At 60.5% G+C, this 19262-nt stretch carries 15 protein-coding genes and 1 pseudogene; 9 read left to right on the top strand and 7 right to left on the bottom strand.

The annotated features are described in order from the left end of the window. Positions 1-482 precede the first annotated feature (482 nt). From KTAU_RS20150 to rpmI, 3 genes are all read right to left on the bottom strand, one after another. The gene (locus KTAU_RS20150; RefSeq protein ID WP_151730043.1) at positions 483-1337 is read right to left on the bottom strand and encodes a TrmH family RNA methyltransferase; all 855 of its coding nucleotides are present in this window, start codon (positions 1335-1337) and stop codon (positions 483-485) included. Between the two features lie 158 nt (positions 1338-1495). Continuing rightward, the gene (gene rplT, locus KTAU_RS20145) at positions 1496-1873 is read right to left on the bottom strand and encodes a 50S ribosomal protein L20 (RefSeq protein ID WP_112431616.1); all 378 of its coding nucleotides are present in this window, start codon (positions 1871-1873) and stop codon (positions 1496-1498) included. A 118-nt stretch (positions 1874-1991) separates the two neighbouring features. Beyond that, the gene (rpmI, locus tag KTAU_RS20140) at positions 1992-2198 is read right to left on the bottom strand and encodes a 50S ribosomal protein L35 (RefSeq protein ID WP_112431614.1); all 207 of its coding nucleotides are present in this window, start codon (positions 2196-2198) and stop codon (positions 1992-1994) included. Positions 2199-3169: 971 nt separating this feature from the next. Here rpmI and rpsF point away from each other — a divergent pair. The 7 genes and pseudogenes from rpsF to recJ all read left to right on the top strand — a co-directional run bounded on the left by rpsF (position 3170) and on the right by recJ (position 11891). Then, complete coding sequence (gene rpsF / locus KTAU_RS20135) at positions 3170-3796, top strand: 30S ribosomal protein S6 (protein WP_151730042.1); 627 nt, start codon at positions 3170-3172, stop codon at positions 3794-3796. A gap of 185 nt (positions 3797-3981) precedes the next feature. Next, positions 3982-4389, top strand: a complete 408-nt coding sequence (locus KTAU_RS20125; protein ID WP_223258383.1) for a single-stranded DNA-binding protein — start codon at positions 3982-3984, stop codon at positions 4387-4389. A gap of 230 nt (positions 4390-4619) precedes the next feature. After that, positions 4620-4868: pseudogene (gene rpsR / locus KTAU_RS22100) on the top strand (30S ribosomal protein S18); the annotation flags it as partial. Between the two features lie 594 nt (positions 4869-5462). Then, entirely contained in the window at positions 5463-6785 is a 1323-nt protein-coding gene (iscB, locus tag KTAU_RS20115) for an RNA-guided endonuclease IscB (RefSeq protein WP_170293467.1), read from the top strand. A 385-nt stretch (positions 6786-7170) separates the two neighbouring features. Continuing rightward, positions 7171-8628, top strand: coding sequence for a peptidylprolyl isomerase (locus tag KTAU_RS20110; protein ID WP_151730039.1), 1458 nt, complete (start codon positions 7171-7173; stop codon positions 8626-8628). 206 nt (positions 8629-8834) lie between these two features. Then, on the top strand, positions 8835-10058 hold the full coding sequence (gene hemW, locus KTAU_RS20105) for a radical SAM family heme chaperone HemW (RefSeq protein WP_151730038.1): 1224 nt from the start codon (positions 8835-8837) through the stop codon (positions 10056-10058). A 24-nt stretch (positions 10059-10082) separates the two neighbouring features. Then, entirely contained in the window at positions 10083-11891 is a 1809-nt protein-coding gene (gene recJ / locus KTAU_RS20100; protein ID WP_170293455.1) for a single-stranded-DNA-specific exonuclease RecJ, read from the top strand. A gap of 100 nt (positions 11892-11991) precedes the next feature. Here the strand turns inward: recJ and KTAU_RS20095 are convergent, their stop codons facing one another. Then, complete coding sequence (locus KTAU_RS20095) at positions 11992-13245, bottom strand: Glu/Leu/Phe/Val family dehydrogenase (protein ID WP_151730036.1); 1254 nt, start codon at positions 13243-13245, stop codon at positions 11992-11994. Positions 13246-13771: 526 nt separating this feature from the next. After that, positions 13772-15487 (bottom strand): peptide ABC transporter substrate-binding protein, encoded by a 1716-nt coding sequence (locus KTAU_RS20090; protein WP_228026560.1) that lies wholly within the window; start codon positions 15485-15487, stop codon positions 13772-13774. Positions 15488-15886: 399 nt separating this feature from the next. On the opposite strand from KTAU_RS20090, the gene rocF reads away from it, so the two are divergent. Further along, entirely contained in the window at positions 15887-16780 is an 894-nt protein-coding gene (gene rocF / locus KTAU_RS20085) for an arginase (protein ID WP_151730035.1), read from the top strand. Positions 16781-17002: 222 nt separating this feature from the next. Then, positions 17003-17944, top strand: coding sequence for a branched-chain amino acid transaminase (locus KTAU_RS20080; RefSeq protein ID WP_151730034.1), 942 nt, complete (start codon positions 17003-17005; stop codon positions 17942-17944). Positions 17945-18240: 296 nt separating this feature from the next. Here the strand turns inward: KTAU_RS20080 and rpsI are convergent, their stop codons facing one another. Together rpsI and rplM are read right to left on the bottom strand one after the other, a co-directional pair. Then, positions 18241-18615 (bottom strand): 30S ribosomal protein S9, encoded by a 375-nt coding sequence (gene rpsI / locus KTAU_RS20075; protein WP_151730129.1) that lies wholly within the window; start codon positions 18613-18615, stop codon positions 18241-18243. 134 nt (positions 18616-18749) lie between these two features. Next, positions 18750-19241: a 50S ribosomal protein L13 gene (gene rplM, locus KTAU_RS20070; RefSeq protein WP_151730033.1), complete on the bottom strand. Its 492-nt coding sequence runs from the start codon at positions 19239-19241 to the stop codon at positions 18750-18752. Positions 19242-19262: the final 21 nt, after the last annotated feature.

Genomic DNA, 19262 nt, shown 5'->3' with positions numbered 1-19262 from the left:
ACGACTCCCAATTTAATGGAGCAACCAGGCTGGGCAGGCTAGCAGACGGATGCATGGAAGGCCGGACGCATAGGTAAACCGACAGAGAGCGGGAGCCACTCCCCTCAGAGCTGCGCCTCGGGGGATTGGTCCCCGCTCTTTTCGCGAAGGCCAGCTGGCTCCTGCCAGCCAACGCAGTGGAGGGTTCTTCTTCGCTTGACCCGGCCACCTGGTGCCACCCTCCGGACTCCTTCCCCACCATAACCTTTTTGTTATAGATAGTATCTGCAACCTCTATCTTGTTTCATAGACAAGCGTCTAATTCCTCTGTTAGACTGATGGTGTAGGTTATAGTTAGCGAGAGCCGGCAGACTGCCGACCACCTCTTGCAGACTACTTCTTCTCTGGCTAACGACACTGCCCCCTCTTACCCGCAGAAGCGGCAGGGCCTACGACGAGCGTCGGCGCCGTAGGTCCTGCCGTCTCTGTTATCTCTCTGGTCGTCATTTCTTCTCAGTGGAACGACGCTGGCGCTGCTGGCGCACGGCCTCGTAGAGCAGGATGCCAGTAGCCATCGCCGCATTGAGCGACTCAACCCCGTTGGCGAGGGGAATGCTCAACTGGCTGGTGGCCAGGGCGCGAGCCGCCGCTGAGGGGCCGTGAGCCTCATTGCCAATAATGAGGGCGAACGGCTGACAGAGGTCCTGCTCGTAATAAAGCTGCGGCGCCCCTGCCTCAGCCAGAAAGACCCGCAGCTGCGGACCACAGTGCTCTCTCACCCGGCGCGCAATTTCGTCCCACTGCTGTTCTTCAGCGAGCGGCAAGGCTAGATGGGCCCCGGCAGCCGCCCGCACGACCTTGGGACTAAAGGCGTCCACACAGCCCGGCGTCAGCAGAACCGCGGCGACATCCGCCGCCAGGGCCGTGCGCAGGATTGTGCCAAGGTTGCCCGGATCAGCCAGCCGATCGAGGATCAGCAGAGTGGGGCGCAAAGCTGGAGGCCGGCGCGCCGCTACCTCCTCATAGCTGAAGGCCGCGAGCGGCAGTACGGCCACTACCCCCTGTGAAGCCTGCACGTCGCCTAAAGCCTCTATGACACGCACACTGACCTGAATCAGCGCCCGCTTTGCCACGGCCCCAGTGAGTAGCCGCTCTAAGAGCGCTTGTCCCTCAGCCGTGCGCGCCAACAAGTCGGGCTGATAGTAGACTTCGAGCGGCAAGACAGCCCGGTCGAGCAGCTCCTTGAGCAAATGCGGCCCTTCCATCAGAAAGAGACCGTGCTTCTTACGTCCGCGCGGCGTGTGCAACTCACGCAGGAGCGCGACTCGGGGATTGAGCGGACTGCTAATTACCGGCATGGGAGAGTCACCTCCCTTGAACAGGCAGAAGGGGCGACCGCCGGAGCAGTCGCCCCTTCCATTGCTTCTGCACTGCACTGTCCCGCCTGGCAAAATGAGAGGCAACCTCAGCTTTGCCAGATAGATAGGACAGCCCGAGCAGAATACCAGCCTTGTTGCTAGCCTTGAGGCTGATTCTGACTCTGCGCCGCGGCCAGGGCCGTTTTGACCAGCTCGGCAAAGGCAGGCCGATCGTTGACCGCCATCTCGGCCAGAATCTTGCGATCGACACTGATGTTGGCCACGCGAATCGCATGCATCAACTGGCTGTAGGTCACACCGAACATGCGAGCGGCAGCGTTGATGCGAGTGATCCAGAGCCGACGCATATCGCGCTTGCGGTTACGCCGATCACGATAGGCATAGGCCAGGGCGTGCATCATGGACTCACGCGCCCTCTTGATCAGACGGCGGCGTGTGCCACGGTGGCCCTCCACAAACTGCAATACCTTTTTATGCTTCTGACGCGCCGTAACGCCTCGCTTCACTCTTGGCATAGCGTCTTTGTCCTTCCCTCTTCTTCTTCTTCTTTCTGCTTACGAAGTTGACGAAAGCGTGCGATCAGGACGCCCACCTCGCTCAGAGCCGACCAGCCGGCAGCAAGGGGGCCAGGCCCTATCGACCAGCATAGGGGAGCAAGCGGCGAACGCGACGGGCATCTCCCCGCGCCAGGGCAAAGGCCTTATCAGCCGCACGAACCGAGCGAGAAGCCTTGTTACGGCGCAGGTGGCTGATGGCAACCTTACGGCGCAAAAGCTTACCGGTACCTGTGATCTTAATACGTTTGGAGATGGCTTTATGTGTCTTAAGTTTCTGCTTCATGAGATACACACTCTCTTTCTTTCTTCTCGTGCGGGGCGGTGGGCAACATAGCAGTTGACCTCTCCCTGACGGCCCTCCTGCCAGGAACAAAGGGAGGGAGACCGCGACCAGCGAAAGACGAGGCTGTCGGCTCATAAGTCACAAGAGAGAGGAGCTTGTATGCCCGGCGCAACCTGGACTGGCGGGCTGGGCTTGTCAGCCAGCTCTTAGTGCGCGTGACAGTGCCATAGAGAAGAACAGCTCCATCGAAGGCGCAGAGAAGCCTTTTTCAAGAGCAAAGAAGCCCCGCATGCCGTCTGCGAGTATAGCACAGATTGCCCCCGCTGTCCAGTAGGGGGCAGTCCTCTCTCAGGCCTGCTGCGATTAGGTTAGCGGGGCAGCGTCTATCAGCCTGTCCGACTGACTGTGCCCGCGGATCTGAAGGGAACGGAGCGTAACTCGCAGGCGTTACGGTGAGCAGCCAGAGGCAGTGAACAGAGTCGCAGCATTTCCACCTCAGCGAGCAGCGCCAAGAATAGAAGAGCAGGAGAGATCAGCAGGGGGCAAAGCGCCGGGCCAAACGAAGGTCCGCCCTGGCCGTGGCTCTCGCTCTGGTGAATGGGGAACGGCTTTCTCCCGGTCCATAGCTCCGTCCTGTTCCATCCCGTCAGCACGCCGGTTCACCGGAGGACGGGGCGGGGCGAGGCGGGCCAGCCGCTCAGCCAGATGGGCCTTCTCTTGTCAGACAGAGAGGACAATGCTATAATAGCGGGGCACTGTACCGACTCTCTCAACAGCCATAAATCACGCCTGCCCGCCAAACGTGCAGAGAGCAAGAGTGGTTGGCAAGAGTAAGAGCAAGAGAGGTCAAAAGACAGCGGCAGAGCGGATGGCGAAGATAGAGATCGCCATACTCCACCTGCTCCGGCAGCAAGACGAGTCCAGATCACCGCGACTGACCGCGAGCAAACCCAGAGGAAGGAGGTGGCTTCGTGAGGAGAGACTACGAGCTTGGCTTTATTCTCCATCCCGAAGTCAGTGAAGAGCGAACACGTACTATTCTTGAACGGATCGAGCAGATCGTAACCGCCCATGACGGCCAGGTTGTCAGGGTGAACTACTGGGGGCGGCGACGGTTGGCCTACCCCATTGAGCATCACCGCGATGGCATTTATGTCTTTGTCGATATGAGTGTCTCCCCTGAGACTCTCCCGGAACTGGACCGCACCCTCAAGGTATCTGAGGAAGTGCTGCGGCACCTGATCAAACGACGCGATCCGCGGGTGGTACAGAAGGAGCGCGAGGCCTATGCCGCCGCCAGCGCCGCCGGGGCTACCCCAGCCCCCGCCCCTGCCAGCGTCGCGAGCGAGGAGCTTGCTGGCGCCAGCGCAGAGGCCGGGGTCGCTGCAGTAGGCAGTGCCCCCGAAGCCGAAGCCGAAGCTGAGGCCCCTGCCGACGCCCCTGAAGCAGCTGCCCTGTCAGAATCATCAGAATCAGAGTCATTGGAATCAGCAGTAGGAGATCAAGAGGCGCCCGCCGTCTCGCATGAGGAGATGGAGAGTGCCCCCCCCGCGCTCGATGAGCAGCCAGCCCCAGCCTCCGAGGCTGAGCAAGCTTAGGCGCTCTAGCGATCGGTTCGGGAATGAGCACACAACAAACGAGACAATGGTTCGCTCAGACAGAACGCCAGTGAGTAGCAAGCCAGTCAGGAGTGGGCCAGCCAGCCAGCCAGCTAGCCCTGCTCCCATCTGACTTCAGCGAAGGATGGTGCGGCGTCTCCCAGTGCGACGAAAGGATCTAAGCGATGCTGAACAAAATCATGCTGATCGGCAACCTGGGCCGTAATCCGGAAATGTCCTATACCGATAATGGGACAGCTGTCACTCGCTTTTCGCTGGCAGTCAGCCGTACCTACAAGACCCCCAGCGGCGAGAAGCGCGAGGAAACTGAATGGTTCAACGTGGTCGCCTGGCGCTCGCTGGCCGAGCGCTGCTATCAGTACCTGCGCAAAGGCAGCAAGGTCTATGTGGAAGGGCGGGTCGCACAGCGCAAGTATACCGATAAGAACGGTGTCGAACGCACCGCCTTCGATGTGATCGCTACTGATCTGCGCTTCCTCTCGCCTAAGCCACAAGAGGCCGATGTCTCGGATGAGTTCCCGACCGATAGCGGCGATTTCCTGGAAGATCTGGACGATTCCCAGCCCTTCTAATTGCCACCAGGCAGCAGAGCTGGCGAATCGCCCTCTCAACGAGACGTATCCTGTCGTGTGTTCGAAGGAGGAGAGGACAGTCCGTGCAAAAACGTAACGAAGCGGCCAACTCGCCAACAGCATCAGCCACCCAGCAGGCTACTCAGAGCCAGGGCCAGTCAACGCCAGCTGGCAGCGCCAGCGCTCAAGCCCCAGGCCAGGGCCAGGCACCCGCTCAGACCCAGACCACTGCTCGCCAGGGCCGCCGCGAGGGCGTCCGTGGCCCCCGGCGCAAGGTCTGTCAGTTCTGCCACGACCGCGTGCGGGAGATCGATTATAAAGATGCCGCTCGCTTTCTGAAACGCTACATCTCCGATCGCGGCAAGATCGAGCCTCGCCGCAAGACCGGCACCTGCGCCAAGCACCAGCGCGCACTGAGCCGCGCGCTCAAGCAGGCCCGTTTTATGGCCCTGCTGCCCTATACCGCAGAGCATATGCGCAGCATGTAGCGGCAAGCCAGATCTTCAGCTTAGTACAAGAGGCACGCTTCGCTGCCGGCAATGGCAACGGCAGCGCCGCTCGCCCGGGCGGCAGGCAGGAAGACAGACCAGAAGAAGAGAGGTGGAGGCACACAGGCCCACATCAAGGCAGACAAGAGACGAGACGGGAATCACCCTTACAGGTGGGAAGCAGCCACTCCTGTGGTGTCCTGCTCTGCCGCCTTTCGTGCCGCCTGCGCCTCCATCTCTCACCCGCTCCTGCAACGGGCAGGAGTCCCAGCAGGTCATAGACCCCACGCCTAAAGGCGGGGGCTTGCGGGGATGACCCGACCAGCCCGTCTATGACCAGCCCAAGCGGTTGAGCCGAAGGACAAGGCGAGGAAGCCGCTACGTCGCCGGCAGGCCAAAGACCCACTCCGGGATGCTTCCCCAGTCCCGGACCCTGGAAGCTCCGGCTGCAGACAACCTTCGGGGTGTGGGCGAAACGGGCCGGAGCAGATGGCCAGCCGGCGACATGGGCGAGGGGAGCGGTCCGGGAGAGTCCACCCGGGCCCGTCACCGGCCCCGTAAAGGGGTCCCGAAAGGGAGGAAAGGATCATGGTTTTTGTGCTGGACAAGAGAAAGAAGCCGCTCATGCCTTGCTCGGAGAAGCGAGCACGATTGTTACTGGAACGCGGACGCGCCGTCGTCCACCGGCTCCATCCGTTCACGATTAGGCTCAAAGACCGGCTACTTGAGGAGAGTGTGCTGCAGCCCGTCGGGCTGAAGCTCGATCCAGGTAGCAAGGTCACTGGGGTGGCGGTTGTGCGCCGGGAAGAGAGGGCGGATGGTCCTTGGGATCATGCCTTGCACCTGGCGGTGATCGTTCACCGTGGAGATGCCATTCGGGAACGGATGCAGAAACGAGCGGCACACCGCCGCCGGAGGAGGAACGCCAATCTGCGCTACCGCGCCCCAAGGTTCAACAATCGCCGGAGGGCAAACGGCTGGTTCCCGCCTTCGTTGCGAAGCTGGGTTGGGAACGTACTCTCGTGGGCGAGCCGGTACCGGCGCTTGGCACCCATTGCTTTTATCGAGATCGAGACCGTCCGGTTTGACACGCAGGCGCTCCAAAACCCGGAGATCTCCGGCGTGGAGTACCAGCGTGGCGAGCTTTTCGGCTATGAAGTCCGAGAATATCTGCTGGAGAAATGGGGGCGCCGCTGTGTGTACTGTGGTGCGGAGAACGTGCCACTGGAGATCGAGCACATCGTTCCGAGATCGAGAGGCGGAACTGATCGGGTAAGCAATCTCACATTGGCTTGTCGAGCCTGCAACCAGGCCAAGGGGGACCGGACGGCGGAGGAGTTTGGTCACCCGGAAGTGCAAGCCAAGGCAAAGGTGCCGCTCAAGGAGCCCGCGGCCGTCAACACGACGCGCTACGCGATCCGGAACGGTCTGTGCGCCATGGGCAGAGAGGTTCGCTCATGGACGGGCGGGCGGACGAAGTGGAACCGGGAACGGTTTGGACTCCCGAAGACGCATGCGTTGGACGCACTGTGCGTGGGCGATCTTGCCGGTGTGTCCAGCTGGCATGCTCTGGTTCTTGAAATCAAGGCGCTGGGACGCGGGCAGCGGTGCCGGACGAACGTGGACGCCCACGGTTTCCCGCGCGGATACAGGATGCGTTCCAAGACGGTGCGCGGATTTCGCACGGGGGATCTGGTGCGTGCGGAAGTACTGAAGGGCAAGCGCACCGGAGTCCATATTGGCCCTGTGGCCGTGCGCGCCTCTGGATCGTTCCGGGTGGGAAAAGCGGATGGGATTTCGTGGAGGTGTTGTCGCCTGCTTCAGCGGGCAGATGGATACGGGTATATGAAAGGAGGGCGCGGCGCCTCCTCCCCAGGCGTAAACGCCGGGGCTTCCGGCGCCGCATGATTCGGTGATCTCTGTTCGGTCTTCGCTTGGCTCTGGCCACAGATGATCATGCTGGGGACAGTAGACCAGGCCAGCAGGGAAGAGAAGAGACTGACAGAGGCCAGCGTAATCAGGCCGGCCTCTGCTGGAGGAGAGCCTGTAACACAAGGAGGAACTGGCTCATCAGGCCGAGCAGGCCAGGTCAGAACAGGTAAGAGATGAGCTATGGCTCCACGCCTCCTTCTTTTCTAGTCTAGAGCCAGGAGAGCAGTACAGGGATTGTTCGCTCGTCTCCCTGGCTTGTTCTGACGTTGGTCGACGCTTGCCCTCTTGTCTCATAGGCCATTCCTGTGTATCATGGAGCCATGAGCAGCCATTGCTGAAGGCAGGAAAGGGTTCTTCCACTATGACGAGTCAAACAGCGCGTGAACCCCAAAACCAGCGGTCAACGCGAGCAAGCCGCCCGGAGAAGGCAAAGCCCCGGCGCTATGTCCGCCAGACTGCCCTTGTGGCAGCCCGACGAGATGGCAAACCCCTGATCTTCGGCTGGGGCAGCCACCTCTCTCAGAGCGAGAAAAACCGTATCCGCGTTCGGGCTACCTGGGCCCTCACCATCCTTATCTTGTTAACCATCGTCGGCGTTCTCATCGGTTTCTGGATCAACATCAACGTGATCGTGCCAAGTCTGCCGATCACGTCGGTCAATGGCCACGACATCCCCCAGTCCGAGTACCACAAGCTGGTGGTCCTGCAGACACAGCTGGAGATCAATAAGCTCTACGGGCCAAATGGCCTCTTCGCCCAGCGCACGAACCTCGAAAAGGCCGTCGCCCAGCAACAGCAGGCGATGAATAACGCCTCCCAGCAGATCGACAATCTCAATCAACAGCTCAGCAAGTTACCCGCTGGTCCCAGCCCCCAGCGCACCCAGCTCACCAAGGAGCTGAACGCCGCCAAGCAGACCTACGCCAACGCACAGTCGCAGCACGATAAGCTGCAGTCTCAGCTGAACAATCTGACCCAAAATACCATTCCTTTCGAGCAGGAAGGTCCTTTCACCCAATCCCAGATCGGCAACGATAGCGCGACCTGGCTCCAGGATGATGAACTGATTCGCGAATGGCTTCAGACCCAGCCCGCTTCGGTCCGCGCCCGTATCGAGCCGACTCCCGCGCAGGTCGAGCGCGCGCTCAATGATCTGAAGGCCAATATGCCAAAATCGGGCCAATATGCGCGCACCTATCAGCAGATGCTCGCGCAGGACGGCGTCACCGATGCTGATATGCACGAGATGATGGCTCTGAAGCTGCGCCGCGACAATATGCAGAATTACCTGGCCTCGCAGATTAAGTCGCCCACCTACCAGGTGCTGGCCCGTACCATGACGCTCAGTACCAAGGCCGATGCTCAGAAGATTCTGGATCAGCTGAAGAAGGGCGCCGATTTCGCCACCCTGGCTCGCCAGAAATCGGTCGATACGACGACGAATACGAAGGGCGGTTATCTCGGTTGGCTGGCTCGCGGCCAGTATGCCCACCAGGAGGGCCAGGCCTACGTGGATAACTGGCTCTTTGACCCCGCCCGGACGATCAACGAGATCAGCCCGATCATTATGGAGAATGGAGCTTATCACATCGTACAGATCCTTGGGATTGATCCGTCTCGTCCCCTGGACCAAAGTACACTTCAGACCCTGAAGGATAATGCTCTCTCCGACTGGTCTCTTGAGATCCGAGCTTTGCCAACGACGCATATCACACCCGCCGACCAGAATCGGCTCTTTGATCCAATCAATATGCCGACTGAGCTGCCAGTGAGCGGTCCTTCCCAGAACAGCGGCGGCTTGACGGCACCGAACCAGTAGTCGCCTCAGAGGCTGTGTCATCTAGTGAGGGAGCTGGCCGGCTCCGGCTCCTGCTCCTCGGCCTGGCTCAACTCAGGCCGCCAGGCAGAGAGGATAAGGCCGGCAGCTCCTTCCCATTCCTTCTCTCAACGGTGGGGCAGGCAGGAGCATGGCAGGGCGATGGCTATCCTTGTCTCGCTCTTTCTCTCTCAAGTAGGCAGGAAAGTATGTCAACTACTCTCAGCAGCGCTCCTTACACAGTGTTCTTCGACGAGCCGCTCTCTGCTTTGCTAGAAAGCGTTTCACTTTACTTGCATGTCCCTTTCTGCCATACGCGCTGCTACTATTGCGATTTCAACACGTATGCGGGCCTGCTGTCGCTGCGCGAGCCATATGTGCGCGCCTTGTTGACCGAGATCGAGCTGGCAGGAGAGATGGCCCGCACTGCCGCAGGTGCTCCGCGCCGCGCTCGCACAATCTACTTCGGTGGCGGCACCCCCAGCCTCCTGAGCGCTGAGCAGATTCGCCGCCTGCTAGATGCCTGTCGAGCAGCTTTTGCTGTTGATCCGGAAGTGGAAATCTCGCTGGAGGCCAATCCAGGCACACTTCCCAGCGCGCATTTGCAGGCCCTGCGCGCAGCGGGAGTGAATCGTCTGAGCCTGGGGGCGCAGAGCTTCGATCCTCACTTGCTGAAGCTACTTGGACGCACCCACTCTCCCGAGGATGTAGCGCAGGCCGTGCGAGCGGCACGCAGCGCCGGCTTCGATTCCCTCAATCTGGATTTGATGTTCGGCCTGCCAGAGCAGACGATGGCTCAATGGCGCGAGACCCTGCTGCGCGCGCTTGAGCTAGGTCCTGATCATCTTTCGCTCTATTCGTTGATTGTGGAGGAGGGAACGCCCTTCTTTACCTGGGTGCAAGAGGGGCGACTGGTTCCCGCCGATGAGGATCTCTGCGCTGAGATGTACGAGTATGCCGACGCGCTGCTACAGGAGGCAGGCTATGCGAATTACGAGATTTCGAACTGGGCGCGCCCCGGTCACGAGTGCCGTCACAATCTGACGTATTGGCTCAATCTCCCTTACCTGGGCCTGGGCGCCGGCGCCCATTCCTGCTTCGCTGGACGGCGCTTTTCCAATGTGCGCGAGCCACGACAGTATCTGCATCTCCTTGCCTCCCGTCAGCGCCCAGAGGCGGAGAGCGAGACACTCTCTTTTGAGACGCAGATGGCTGAGACGGCCATTCTGGCTCTGCGCACCGCCCGCGGCCTGCATTTGCCGTCTTTCCGCGAGCGCTTCGGCCTGGATTTCTGGCAGTTTGCCGGGCAGCGCTTACGACATGTCTCTGAGGCCGGTCTATTGGAGTACGATGGGACCTGGCTACGCCTGAGCAAACGCGGACGCTTGCTAGGCAACGAGGTCTTTCTATGCCTGCTTCCCGACGAAGATTAGGTGAGAGCGGAGAAGGATATACCCGTGGAGTCGGAGAGAGTATCGCGCCTGAGCTGGCGTGTCTGTGAGCTGCTAAGTGCCAGTCAGTTTCGGCGCTTCCGGGCGGCGGGCATCGAGCCCCTGCATGCCCAGCTGCTTTATAATCGGGGCCTGCGCACACCAGAGGAGATGAAAGCCTTTCTGGAGGCGCGCTACGAGCAGACACCTGATCCCCTGACTTTGATCGATCTGCCGCGCGCTCTGGAGCGCATTCGCCGCGCGCTGCTGGCTGGCGAGCATATCACAGTCTATGGCGATTTCGATGCCGATGGGGTGACTGCCACAGCTCTCCTGATGCGGGCCTTGCGCCGGTTGAAGCGTGCAGAGGCCCCCCTCGATTACTATATTCCGTCGCGCATCGATGAGGGGTGCGGTCTCAACGTCGGGGCCCTCGACTGGCTCAAGCGCCAGGGAACGTCGTTGATTATTACCACCGATTGCGCCAGCTCAGACGTGGCCCAGGTGCGTTATGCGCACGAAACGCTTGGCATCGAGGTGATTATTACCGATCACCATCGTCCCCCGGATGAGCTGCCACCAGCCTACGCTCTGGTAAATCCGTGGCGTCCCGACTCAACGTACCCCGAACGGGTGCTGTGTGGGGTCGGGGTGGCCTTTAAGCTGGTGCAGGCGCTCTACCGCTCCTTCGGTCTGCCACGCGAGGAGGAGTTAGCTCTGCTCGATCTGGTGGCTATCGGCACGATCGCCGATGTGGCAGAGCTGCTTGGCGAAAATCACACACTGGTACGGCTGGGCCTGGAGCGCCTGAATCAGACCACCAGCCCGGGCTTGCTGGCCTTGATGAAGAGCGCCGGACTGCAGCCTGGCCAGCTGCGCGAGCGCGATGTGGCCTTTGTGTTGGGGCCACGCCTCAACGCCGCCGGACGCATGGAAGATGCGCGTCTGGCCTGTGAGCTGCTGATGACGGATGACCCAGCTGAGGCTCAGAGCTATGCCGCCCACCTGGAGCGTCTTAATCACCTGCGCCAGGTCCAGACAGAGGAGCTGATGAATCTGGCGCGCGAGGAAGCCTCACGCCACCCGGACGACGCCGTGGTGCTGGTGAGTGGCGATAACTGGCCCGAAGGAATCATCGGTCTGGTGGCTAGCAAGCTGGCCGAGGAGATCCGCCGCCCTGTGCTGGTCTTGAGCCGTGGCAAAGAGTTCAGCCGCGGCTCAGCGCGGAGTCGCGAGGGCTTCAATATGATCGCCGCGCTGCGCGGCTGCGCCCATTTGTTCGAGCGCTACGGTGGTCATGCTCAGGCGGCTGGCTTTACCATTGCCAACCACTACGTTGCTGAACTGCATCAGCATTTGTTGAGCTGGCACGATAGCCAGGGCAATGGCGCGGAGCCAGCGCTGCTGCCGATCGAGGCCAGCGCCTCGCCTGGCGAGCAGGAAAGCGCGATTCAGCTCCCTGCCAATACCCTCATGGTCGATCTGGTGCTGCGCCGTCCTGAATATTTCCAATATCAAACCTACAGCCGCATCCGTCAGCTCAGCCCCTTCGGAGCCGCTAATCCTGAACCGGTCTTCAAAGCCGAGAAAATGCGCCTGCTCAACTACTGGAGCAGTGGGCCGGCAGGACGCAACTTGCGCGTGCGCCTCGGCATCGGCAATGTGCAGGTCATGGGGACTTTCGTGCGCGGAGCTGCCCACATGAGCGCGATCAACGGCGCTTCACACGTCGACGTGATTTTCCACATCGAACCAGCCTGGAGTCCCCAGGAGGGCGAGAGCACGCGCGAGATCACGCTCAAGATTCTTGCTATCGCACCCTCGCCCTCAGCCTGAGCTGCCAGGATCGAACGGAAGCGCTGGCCGGCCAGTTAGTTAGTTAGTTAGTTAGTTAGTCAGCCAGCCAATCAAGACAAGGGGTCCCTGCCCCTCCAGCTCAGGGATAGATACCACGTGCTTCGGTGGCCTCGGCGACGCGCGCCACAGCCAGCAAGTAAGCCCCCATGCGCAGGCTGGTGCGCTGGCGCTCAGCCCGGTCTTGCACTGCCTGGAACGAACGCACCATGATCCGCTCCAGGCGTTGATTGATCTCGTCCTCCGACCAGAAGAAGCGCTGCAAGTCCTGGACCCATTCGAAATAGCTGACCGTCACACCGCCAGCATTGGCCAGGATATCGGGGACCACCGTGATGCCGCGGTCCTGGAAGATGCGGTCGGCCTCGGGCGTCGTTGGTCCATTGGCGGCCTCAATGATCAGACGCGCCTTGACACGCGAGGCGTTCTGGGCCGTCAGCTGATTCTCCAGGGCAGCCGGGATCAGGACATCGCAGGGAAGTTCCAATAGCTCCTGATTGGTCACCTGCTCGCTGTCGGGCAGGCCGCGCAGACCGCCATGTTCCTGCGAGTAGCGCAGCGCGCGCATGACATCAATACCATTGGGATTATAGACGCCGCCGCTGATATCACTCAGGCCGACGATCTTGCAGCCGAGAGATTGCAGCAGCCGGGCCGAATTGCCTCCGACGTTGCCAAAGCCCTGGATGACCACCCTGGCCCCTTCCGGCTGCATGCCCCGACTCAGCAGGGCCTCACGCGTCACCACCTGCACACCGCGCGCTGTCGCTTCCAGACGCCCCTCGCTCCCGCCGATTGAAAGCGGCTTCCCTGTGACGACCTCGGGGACCGAATAGCCGCGATGCATGGAATAGGTATCCATGATCCAGGCCATAATCTGCGGATTCGTGTTCATGTCGGGGGCGGGAATATCGCTGTTGGGTCCAATCAGGATGGAGATCTCGGTTGCGTAGCGCCTCGTGAGCCGCTCCAGCTCGTTGCGCGAGAGCTTATGTGGATCACAGACTACTCCCCCCTTGGCGCCGCCAAAGGGGATGCCCACCACCGCACACTTCCACGTCATCCACATGGCCAAAGCTCGCACCTCATCCAGAGAGACATCAGGACTGAAGCGAATGCCGCCTTTCGCCGGGCCACGATTGATGTTGTGCTGCACGCGGTAGCCGGTGAACATCTGCACGTCGCCGTTATCCATCCGCACGGGGAAATTGACGATGAGTTCTCGTTTGGGCTTTCGCAGAATGGCGCGCATGGCCTGCGAGAGGCCAAGCATTTCGGCGGCTTCGTCAAACTGAGCGACCGCTACTTCATAGGGATTGAGGATATCAACAGCCATCGAGTTTAGAACCTCCTCTGAAATGCACCTGACCAGGAGAGAGACCGCGGCTCGTCAGTCAGACTAGCTCGCCTGCCTGCGCCGTGCATCTTCCGTCCCTCCATTCCATTCACAGCGACCTACCTCGTCCAGGCCAGGCCCGTATGCTTCGCTGCATACTAACAAGACATGCCTCACATGGAAGCGTCTTCGCTTCCCGCCCCCCGGCAGCGGGAGAACAAGAGGTTCTCCAAAGGGAGCCTTGACAACCCGACTCGGGCCGACTCAGATCGACCGCGATCGACAGATCCCTGCAGGTTGTAGGACAGGAGTCGAGACAGCCCCCGACTGCCACACAATAAAGCCCGCCGAGGGCGGCGGGCGACACGATTGGCGGGCGATGCGCCCTGCTTGCGTTCAAGCATATAAGCACGATGATGAACGTTGTAGCTTTATTATACCATCGCAGCGCGGCGGCCTTCAAGACGGTGACTGCCGCGCTGGCCCTTGCTCAGGTTCTACCCTAGCCTAGCCTGGTCGGCACCTTCTAATGCTGGAGTAGATAGACAGCCGACCAATCGCCAAAGTAGAGGCCCAGGCCGTTGAGCGTCACGCCATGCAGCCAGGGCGGAATGACCGCCGCCAGGGCCTGATGGTCCAGCGGCAACCACCCCACATCTTCGATGGCCACACGCTCCGCTTCATTGTAGGTACGCAAACGCGCCTCCCCGCTTTCCTGCTCGGCCTGCGCCACCAGTCGATCAAACTGCGGATTGCTCCACTCACCGTTGTTATTGGGGGAGCCACTGGTGAGGTTAAGAGTCAGCCAGTCGTAGGGATCAGGGAAATCCGCAGTCCACTGAATAAAACCCATCTGCACCAGATGCTTCGACAGCTCATCGTTGTAGGTCGTCAAGTCCATACCCTGTAGCCTGACCTGGAGGCCGAGGGCGCTCTGCCACATCTGCTGTAAGGCCGCTGCCTCGCTCTGCGAGACCTGAGATGAGGGGTAGGTGAAGACCACAGGCGGCATCGTACGGATATCGGGATAAACCGACTGCAGCAGACGACGCGCTTCGGCCCGATCATAGGGAATGCCAGCGTAATTGGCCTGGTAACCCGGCATGCCAGGAGGAATAATAGTATTGGCCGGCAGCACCGCATCTTTAAAGATAGCGTGCGCCAGCGTCTTCTTATCAATGGCATAGGCAAAAGCCTGCCGCACCGCGGTCTTATCGAAAGGCGGCTTGCGTGTATAGAAGAAGAGCAGATCGGTCTGCAGCAGCGCACGCTGGATGAAGCCCGGCATCTGGCGAGCACGCCCCAGCTCGTCGGGTGGAATATTCCAGATAAAGCTGTACTGATGCGCTTCATAGGCTTTAAAGGCTGTGGCCGGATCGCTCACAAAGAGCATATCGACCTCGCGCAGTCGTGGCCGCGGACCATAGTAGTGGGGATTGGGCACCAGGATCATCTTGACATTATGCTGCCAGCTCTTGACCATGAATGGCCCCGAGCCAATGGCATTGCCCGCCGCCTGGCTGGCCCAATTGGCCTGACCATATTTTTGAATCAGGGCCGCATTTAACGGATCAAAGAGCGGATTAGTCAGCACCTCCAGAAAGAAAGGAGTAGGCCGGGTCAGCGTGATCTGCAGCGTCTGATTATCCAGCGCCCGGACCCCGCTCAGCGTCCGGCTCTTGCCGGCGGCCACCTCCGCCGCGCCTTCGATAAAGCCCTCAAAGAAGGAGGCGATCGGCGACTTGACTTCCGGCAGGAGCTGCCGCGTCAGCGTAAAGACATAAGTCTGCGCGGTGATCGGCGTCCCATCGGAGAAGGTAATACCAGGCTTGAGGTGGAAAGTGTAAACCCGTTGATCGGGCGAGACCTGCCAGGTCGCCTGATCGGGCACCACGCTCAAATCGGCGGTCGTACGAACCAGGCCGCTGTAGAGCATGCTGACGGCCAGCGCCGAATTAGCGTCCGGCCCCTGCGCCGGGTCAAGGGTACTAATATCCTTTGTGCCCACGTTCGGGAAGATCAGCACCTGCTGCGCTGCGGCCAGCGGCTGCTGACTGTTGGAGGATGGCGAAGCACTGCCACCGCAGGCAGCCAACAGTACCACCAGCACCCAGAGCATAGCGCCGGGCCACAAGCGTTTCGGCCAGCAGGAGGAAGCCGACCTCCTTGTCGGCAGCCGGGTTGAAGCCGCCACCTCTCCCTGACGGCGGCCAGCGTAGAGACACTGCAACCAGCGAGACACGACAAGCGCCTCCTTCCTCGCAGAAAGAAACGTCGAATCTTCCTTTCTGCGGCTCTCGTTGGCAATGCCAGTCCACCACCGTGCGAACCTGGCGGACAGCAGAGGTGATAGCGCCAGGTCAGGTAGCCTCTATTGTATAGCGCCCCTCGCCCCAGCGGCAAGGAGCGAGGAACAAGCCGCTGGCCCGTCTGACCGTCACCTCCCTCCCCCTCCTCCATCGCCCCGCCTCAGCTCCGGGTCAAATTCAGCCTCACTGGTCTCGTTCGATCGGTGTGCAATGGCTTCCCTCGGCCCACGACTCTGGGAGCAATTGGCTGATGGACAAGGTCCTGGCCCAGGGCTATAATGGAAGGGAAAAGATCACACTGTTCAACGGCGAACAGGAGGGTAAGCGAACAGATGCAGATTCGTGTGATTGGCGTGCCGATGGATCTGGGGGCAGACCGACGCGGCGTGGATATTGGGGTGAGTGCTATCCGCTATGCCGGCCTTCACGAGAAACTCCGTGCACTTGGCCACAGCGTTAAAGACATCGGTAATCTGCACGTCCCCCTTCCTGAAAATCAGCCAGCCGGTGATCCACATGTCAAATACCTGGAGCCGATTATCCAGGTTGCCGAAGAGCTAGCAGCAGCCGTCAGCGAGGCACTGCTAGCGGGTGACCTGCCACTTGTCCTGGGTGGAGACCACAGTATCGCCCTTGGCTCTATTACGGGCGTTGCCAGCTTCTACAATGACATCGGCGTTATCTGGATCGACGCCCACGGCGACTTCAATACGCCGGAGACGACGCCCTCTGGCAATATCCACGGTATGGTGCTGGCAGCCCTGGCCGGCCTGGGTCACGAGCGCCTTGTCCGTCTGGCTGGCCGCGTTCCCAAGGTCAACCCGCAGAACATTGCAATCGTCGGCGTGCGCGACCTCGATCCCGGTGAGCGCGAACTGCTGCGCGCCAATCGCATCCATGTCTTTACGATGACCGACATCGACCGCCGCGGCATCTCAGCCATCATGGAAGAAGCCATCGCCGTGGCCGGGCACAATGGCAGACGTATCCACCTGAGCCTCGATCTGGACGCCCTTGATCCCAGCGAGGCGCCCGGTGTAGGAACCCCGGTGCGCGGCGGCCTCAGCTATCGCGAGGCCCATCTCTCAATGGAGCTGCTTGCCGCCTGCGGTCAGATCTGTTCCATAGATGTGGTCGAGGTCAACCCGATCCTGGACCGCGAGAACGCAACCGCCTCGCTCGCCGTCGGGCTAGTGCTCTCCGCTCTGGGAAAAACTATCCTCTAGCCAGCGCTAGCCAACTGGCTGGCAATCTGCCAGTTCGGCCAGTTCGTCACGCCGGCCTGGCTCACTTTTCTTCCCAGACGCGGACCGGCTCGCTTCAGCAGTCCAGCGAGCGAATCTGCGCTGCGCCAAGCCGGGCTGAGCAGGTCACAGAAAACCAAGCAAGAGCTTATTCTGAAGAAGGAGGGAAGGCAGAGGGCAACGGAGCTTTCTGCCACAACAGCGATGGAAGCCCAGGAACTCTTCATGAACGGTGAGTTCATCCCCGTCGAGCGTGGGGTGATCTCCGTACGTACACACGGCTTTGCCTATGGCACTGGCTGTTTCGAGGGTATCCGCGGCTACTGGAATGAACAGGATCAGCAGCTCTATCTCTTCCGGGCCCGCGAGCACTACGAGCGCCTGCTACGCTCTTGCAAAACGCTGCAAATCAGTCTGCCCTACACTGTTGAGCAACTGCTAGAGATCACGGTCGAGCTGGTACGGCGCAACAACCAGCGTCAGGACATCTACATCCGGCCCGTCGCCTACAAGAACGATCAAACGATCGGCGTGCGTCTGCATGGCATCAGCGACAGCTTCCTGATCACTACGGAACCGTTCGGGGACTACGTGGCCACTACTGGTCTGCGCTGCTGCGTCTCAAGCTGGAGGCGGATCGATGACAACGCCATTCCCGCGCGTGCCAAAGTTTGCGGCGCCTATGTCAACTCAGCGCTGGCCAAAAGCGAGGCCCTGCAGAATGGCTATGATGAGGCCATCATGCTCACCCACGAGGGCCACGTCTCCGAAGGCAGCGCCGAAAACATCTTTTTGGTGCTCAACGGCGAACTGGTCACACCGGCCCCCACCGAAAACATCCTGCTCGGGATCACCCGCGACACTGTAATGGAGCTGGCCCGTCGCGAGCTAGGACGCATTACCCGCGAGCGCAGCATCGATCGCACCGAGCTGTACAACGCCGAAGAGATCTTCCTCTGCGGCACAGGAGCCCAGATAGCCCCCGTGGTAGAGGTAGATCACCGCTCTGTCGGCAACGGCCAGATTGGCCCCATCAGCAAGGCGCTTCAGGACCTCTACTTCGAGGTCGTGCGCGGCAAGCGCCCAGAGTATCGGGCGCGCTGGTGCACACCTGTTTACAGCAGCGTCCCCGCCAGCGCCAGCTAGGGCCCTCTCTCTTCTACTGGGATCAGTGACCAACCCACCTGGCAGCAGACCTGGCTCAGGCGCATAAAAAAACAGGTGCGGGGCAGTCATCTTCCCCACGCCTGTTTTTTTATCTGTGTTGCCTCTGCACCCGTCGTCCGCCAGCAGGCGGGCCGGGTCAGCAACTGCGTGCTCGCTGGCCTCCTCCCGACCTCGCCTTGTGGTCATTCACTCGTCCATCCATCTGTCCTCCCAAGAAAAGCAGATGGAAGAAGCAGGCGAAGCCAATAGCAGGAATGGAGCCAGCAGAGCCAGGCTTAACGCTTGGTGTACTGTGGCGCCTTGCGTGCGCGCTTTAGACCTGGCTTCTTGCGCTCCTTCACGCGTGGATCGCGTGTCAAGAAACCAGCCTTACGCAAGGTATGCTTCCAGTCGGGATTGACGCGCAGCAAAGCCCGCGCCAGAGCATGGCGAACAGCGCCAGCCTGGCCACTCAGTCCACCACCAAGCACACGCACTGAGATATCATAAGCGCTGGTCAGGTCCAGCAGGCGGAGCGGCGCCAGGGCGGTTGCTACAACCGATTCGCGGTTGCCAAAGTAGTTCTGAAACTCACGCCCATTGACAATAATTCTGCCGCTCCCATTGGGATAGAGACGCACGCGTGCCACAGACGTCTTGCGTCGTCCCATCCCGTAGTAGTACTCCCCTTTAGGCAGCTCCAGTTTGGTACTTTCAGCCAAGGTCCGTACTCCTCTCCCTTCCTTGTCTCATCTCGACCGGTAAGGTCAGCAAGTAGCAACGAGAAGAAGCGATAGCTCCTCACTTACTTTTCGCCAGAGGCCGACGACTGCTCCGAGAGATACTCGTCCAGCAGCGCCTGTGGCCCACGCCAGGGAACAGGCTTTTGAGCCTGATGCGGATGGGTTGGGCCAGCATAGACCTTCAGCCGCCGCATCAACTGGTTGCCCAGGCTATTGTGCATTACCATACCGCGCACCGCATGAATCAAGGCGCGCTCAGGGTGAGGACCCTCCAGCACCTGGCGGAGCGTCTGCAGCTTCACGCCGCCCGGGTATTGGGTATGGCGGAAGTAGACCTTTTTATCGAGGCGCCCGCGCGTTACGGCGATCTTATCGGCATTGACCACGATCACATAATCGCCGCAGGGCATATGTGGAGTAAACGTCGGTTTATGCTTGCCGCGGAGAATGGTTGCGATCTGCGACGCCAGCCGGCCCAGCACCTGCCCCTCGGCATCAATCACATACCATTTCGGGCGCAGGTCAGCAGCCCTGGCGCTATAAGTCTTTCTCATAGGACACATCTCCCAAAACGC

Source organism: Thermogemmatispora aurantia, assembly GCF_008974285.1.
Lineage (GTDB): Bacteria > Chloroflexota > Ktedonobacteria > Ktedonobacterales > Ktedonobacteraceae > Thermogemmatispora > Thermogemmatispora aurantia.
The sequence above is the reverse complement of the archived record's forward strand: the minus strand, read 5'-3'. Positions and strand labels throughout refer to the sequence as shown.

Coding starts and splice junctions, on each gene's coding strand:
- KTAU_RS20150 (WP_151730043.1), bottom strand. CDS start 1,337: ATGCCGGTAATTAGCAGTCCGCTCAATCCCCGAGTCGCGCTCCTGCGT.
- rplT (WP_112431616.1), bottom strand. CDS start 1,873: ATGCCAAGAGTGAAGCGAGGCGTTACGGCGCGTCAGAAGCATAAAAAG.
- rpmI (WP_112431614.1), bottom strand. CDS start 2,198: ATGAAGCAGAAACTTAAGACACATAAAGCCATCTCCAAACGTATTAAG.
- KTAU_RS20125 (WP_223258383.1), top strand. CDS start 3,982: ATGCTGAACAAAATCATGCTGATCGGCAACCTGGGCCGTAATCCGGAA.
- KTAU_RS20110 (WP_151730039.1), top strand. CDS start 7,171: ATGACGAGTCAAACAGCGCGTGAACCCCAAAACCAGCGGTCAACGCGA.
- hemW (WP_151730038.1), top strand. CDS start 8,835: ATGTCAACTACTCTCAGCAGCGCTCCTTACACAGTGTTCTTCGACGAG.
- KTAU_RS20095 (WP_151730036.1), bottom strand. CDS start 13,245: ATGGCTGTTGATATCCTCAATCCCTATGAAGTAGCGGTCGCTCAGTTT.
- rocF (WP_151730035.1), top strand. CDS start 15,887: ATGCAGATTCGTGTGATTGGCGTGCCGATGGATCTGGGGGCAGACCGA.
- KTAU_RS20080 (WP_151730034.1), top strand. CDS start 17,003: ATGGAAGCCCAGGAACTCTTCATGAACGGTGAGTTCATCCCCGTCGAG.
- rpsI (WP_151730129.1), bottom strand. CDS start 18,615: ATGGGACGACGCAAGACGTCTGTGGCACGCGTGCGTCTCTATCCCAAT.
- rplM (WP_151730033.1), bottom strand. CDS start 19,241: ATGAGAAAGACTTATAGCGCCAGGGCTGCTGACCTGCGCCCGAAATGG.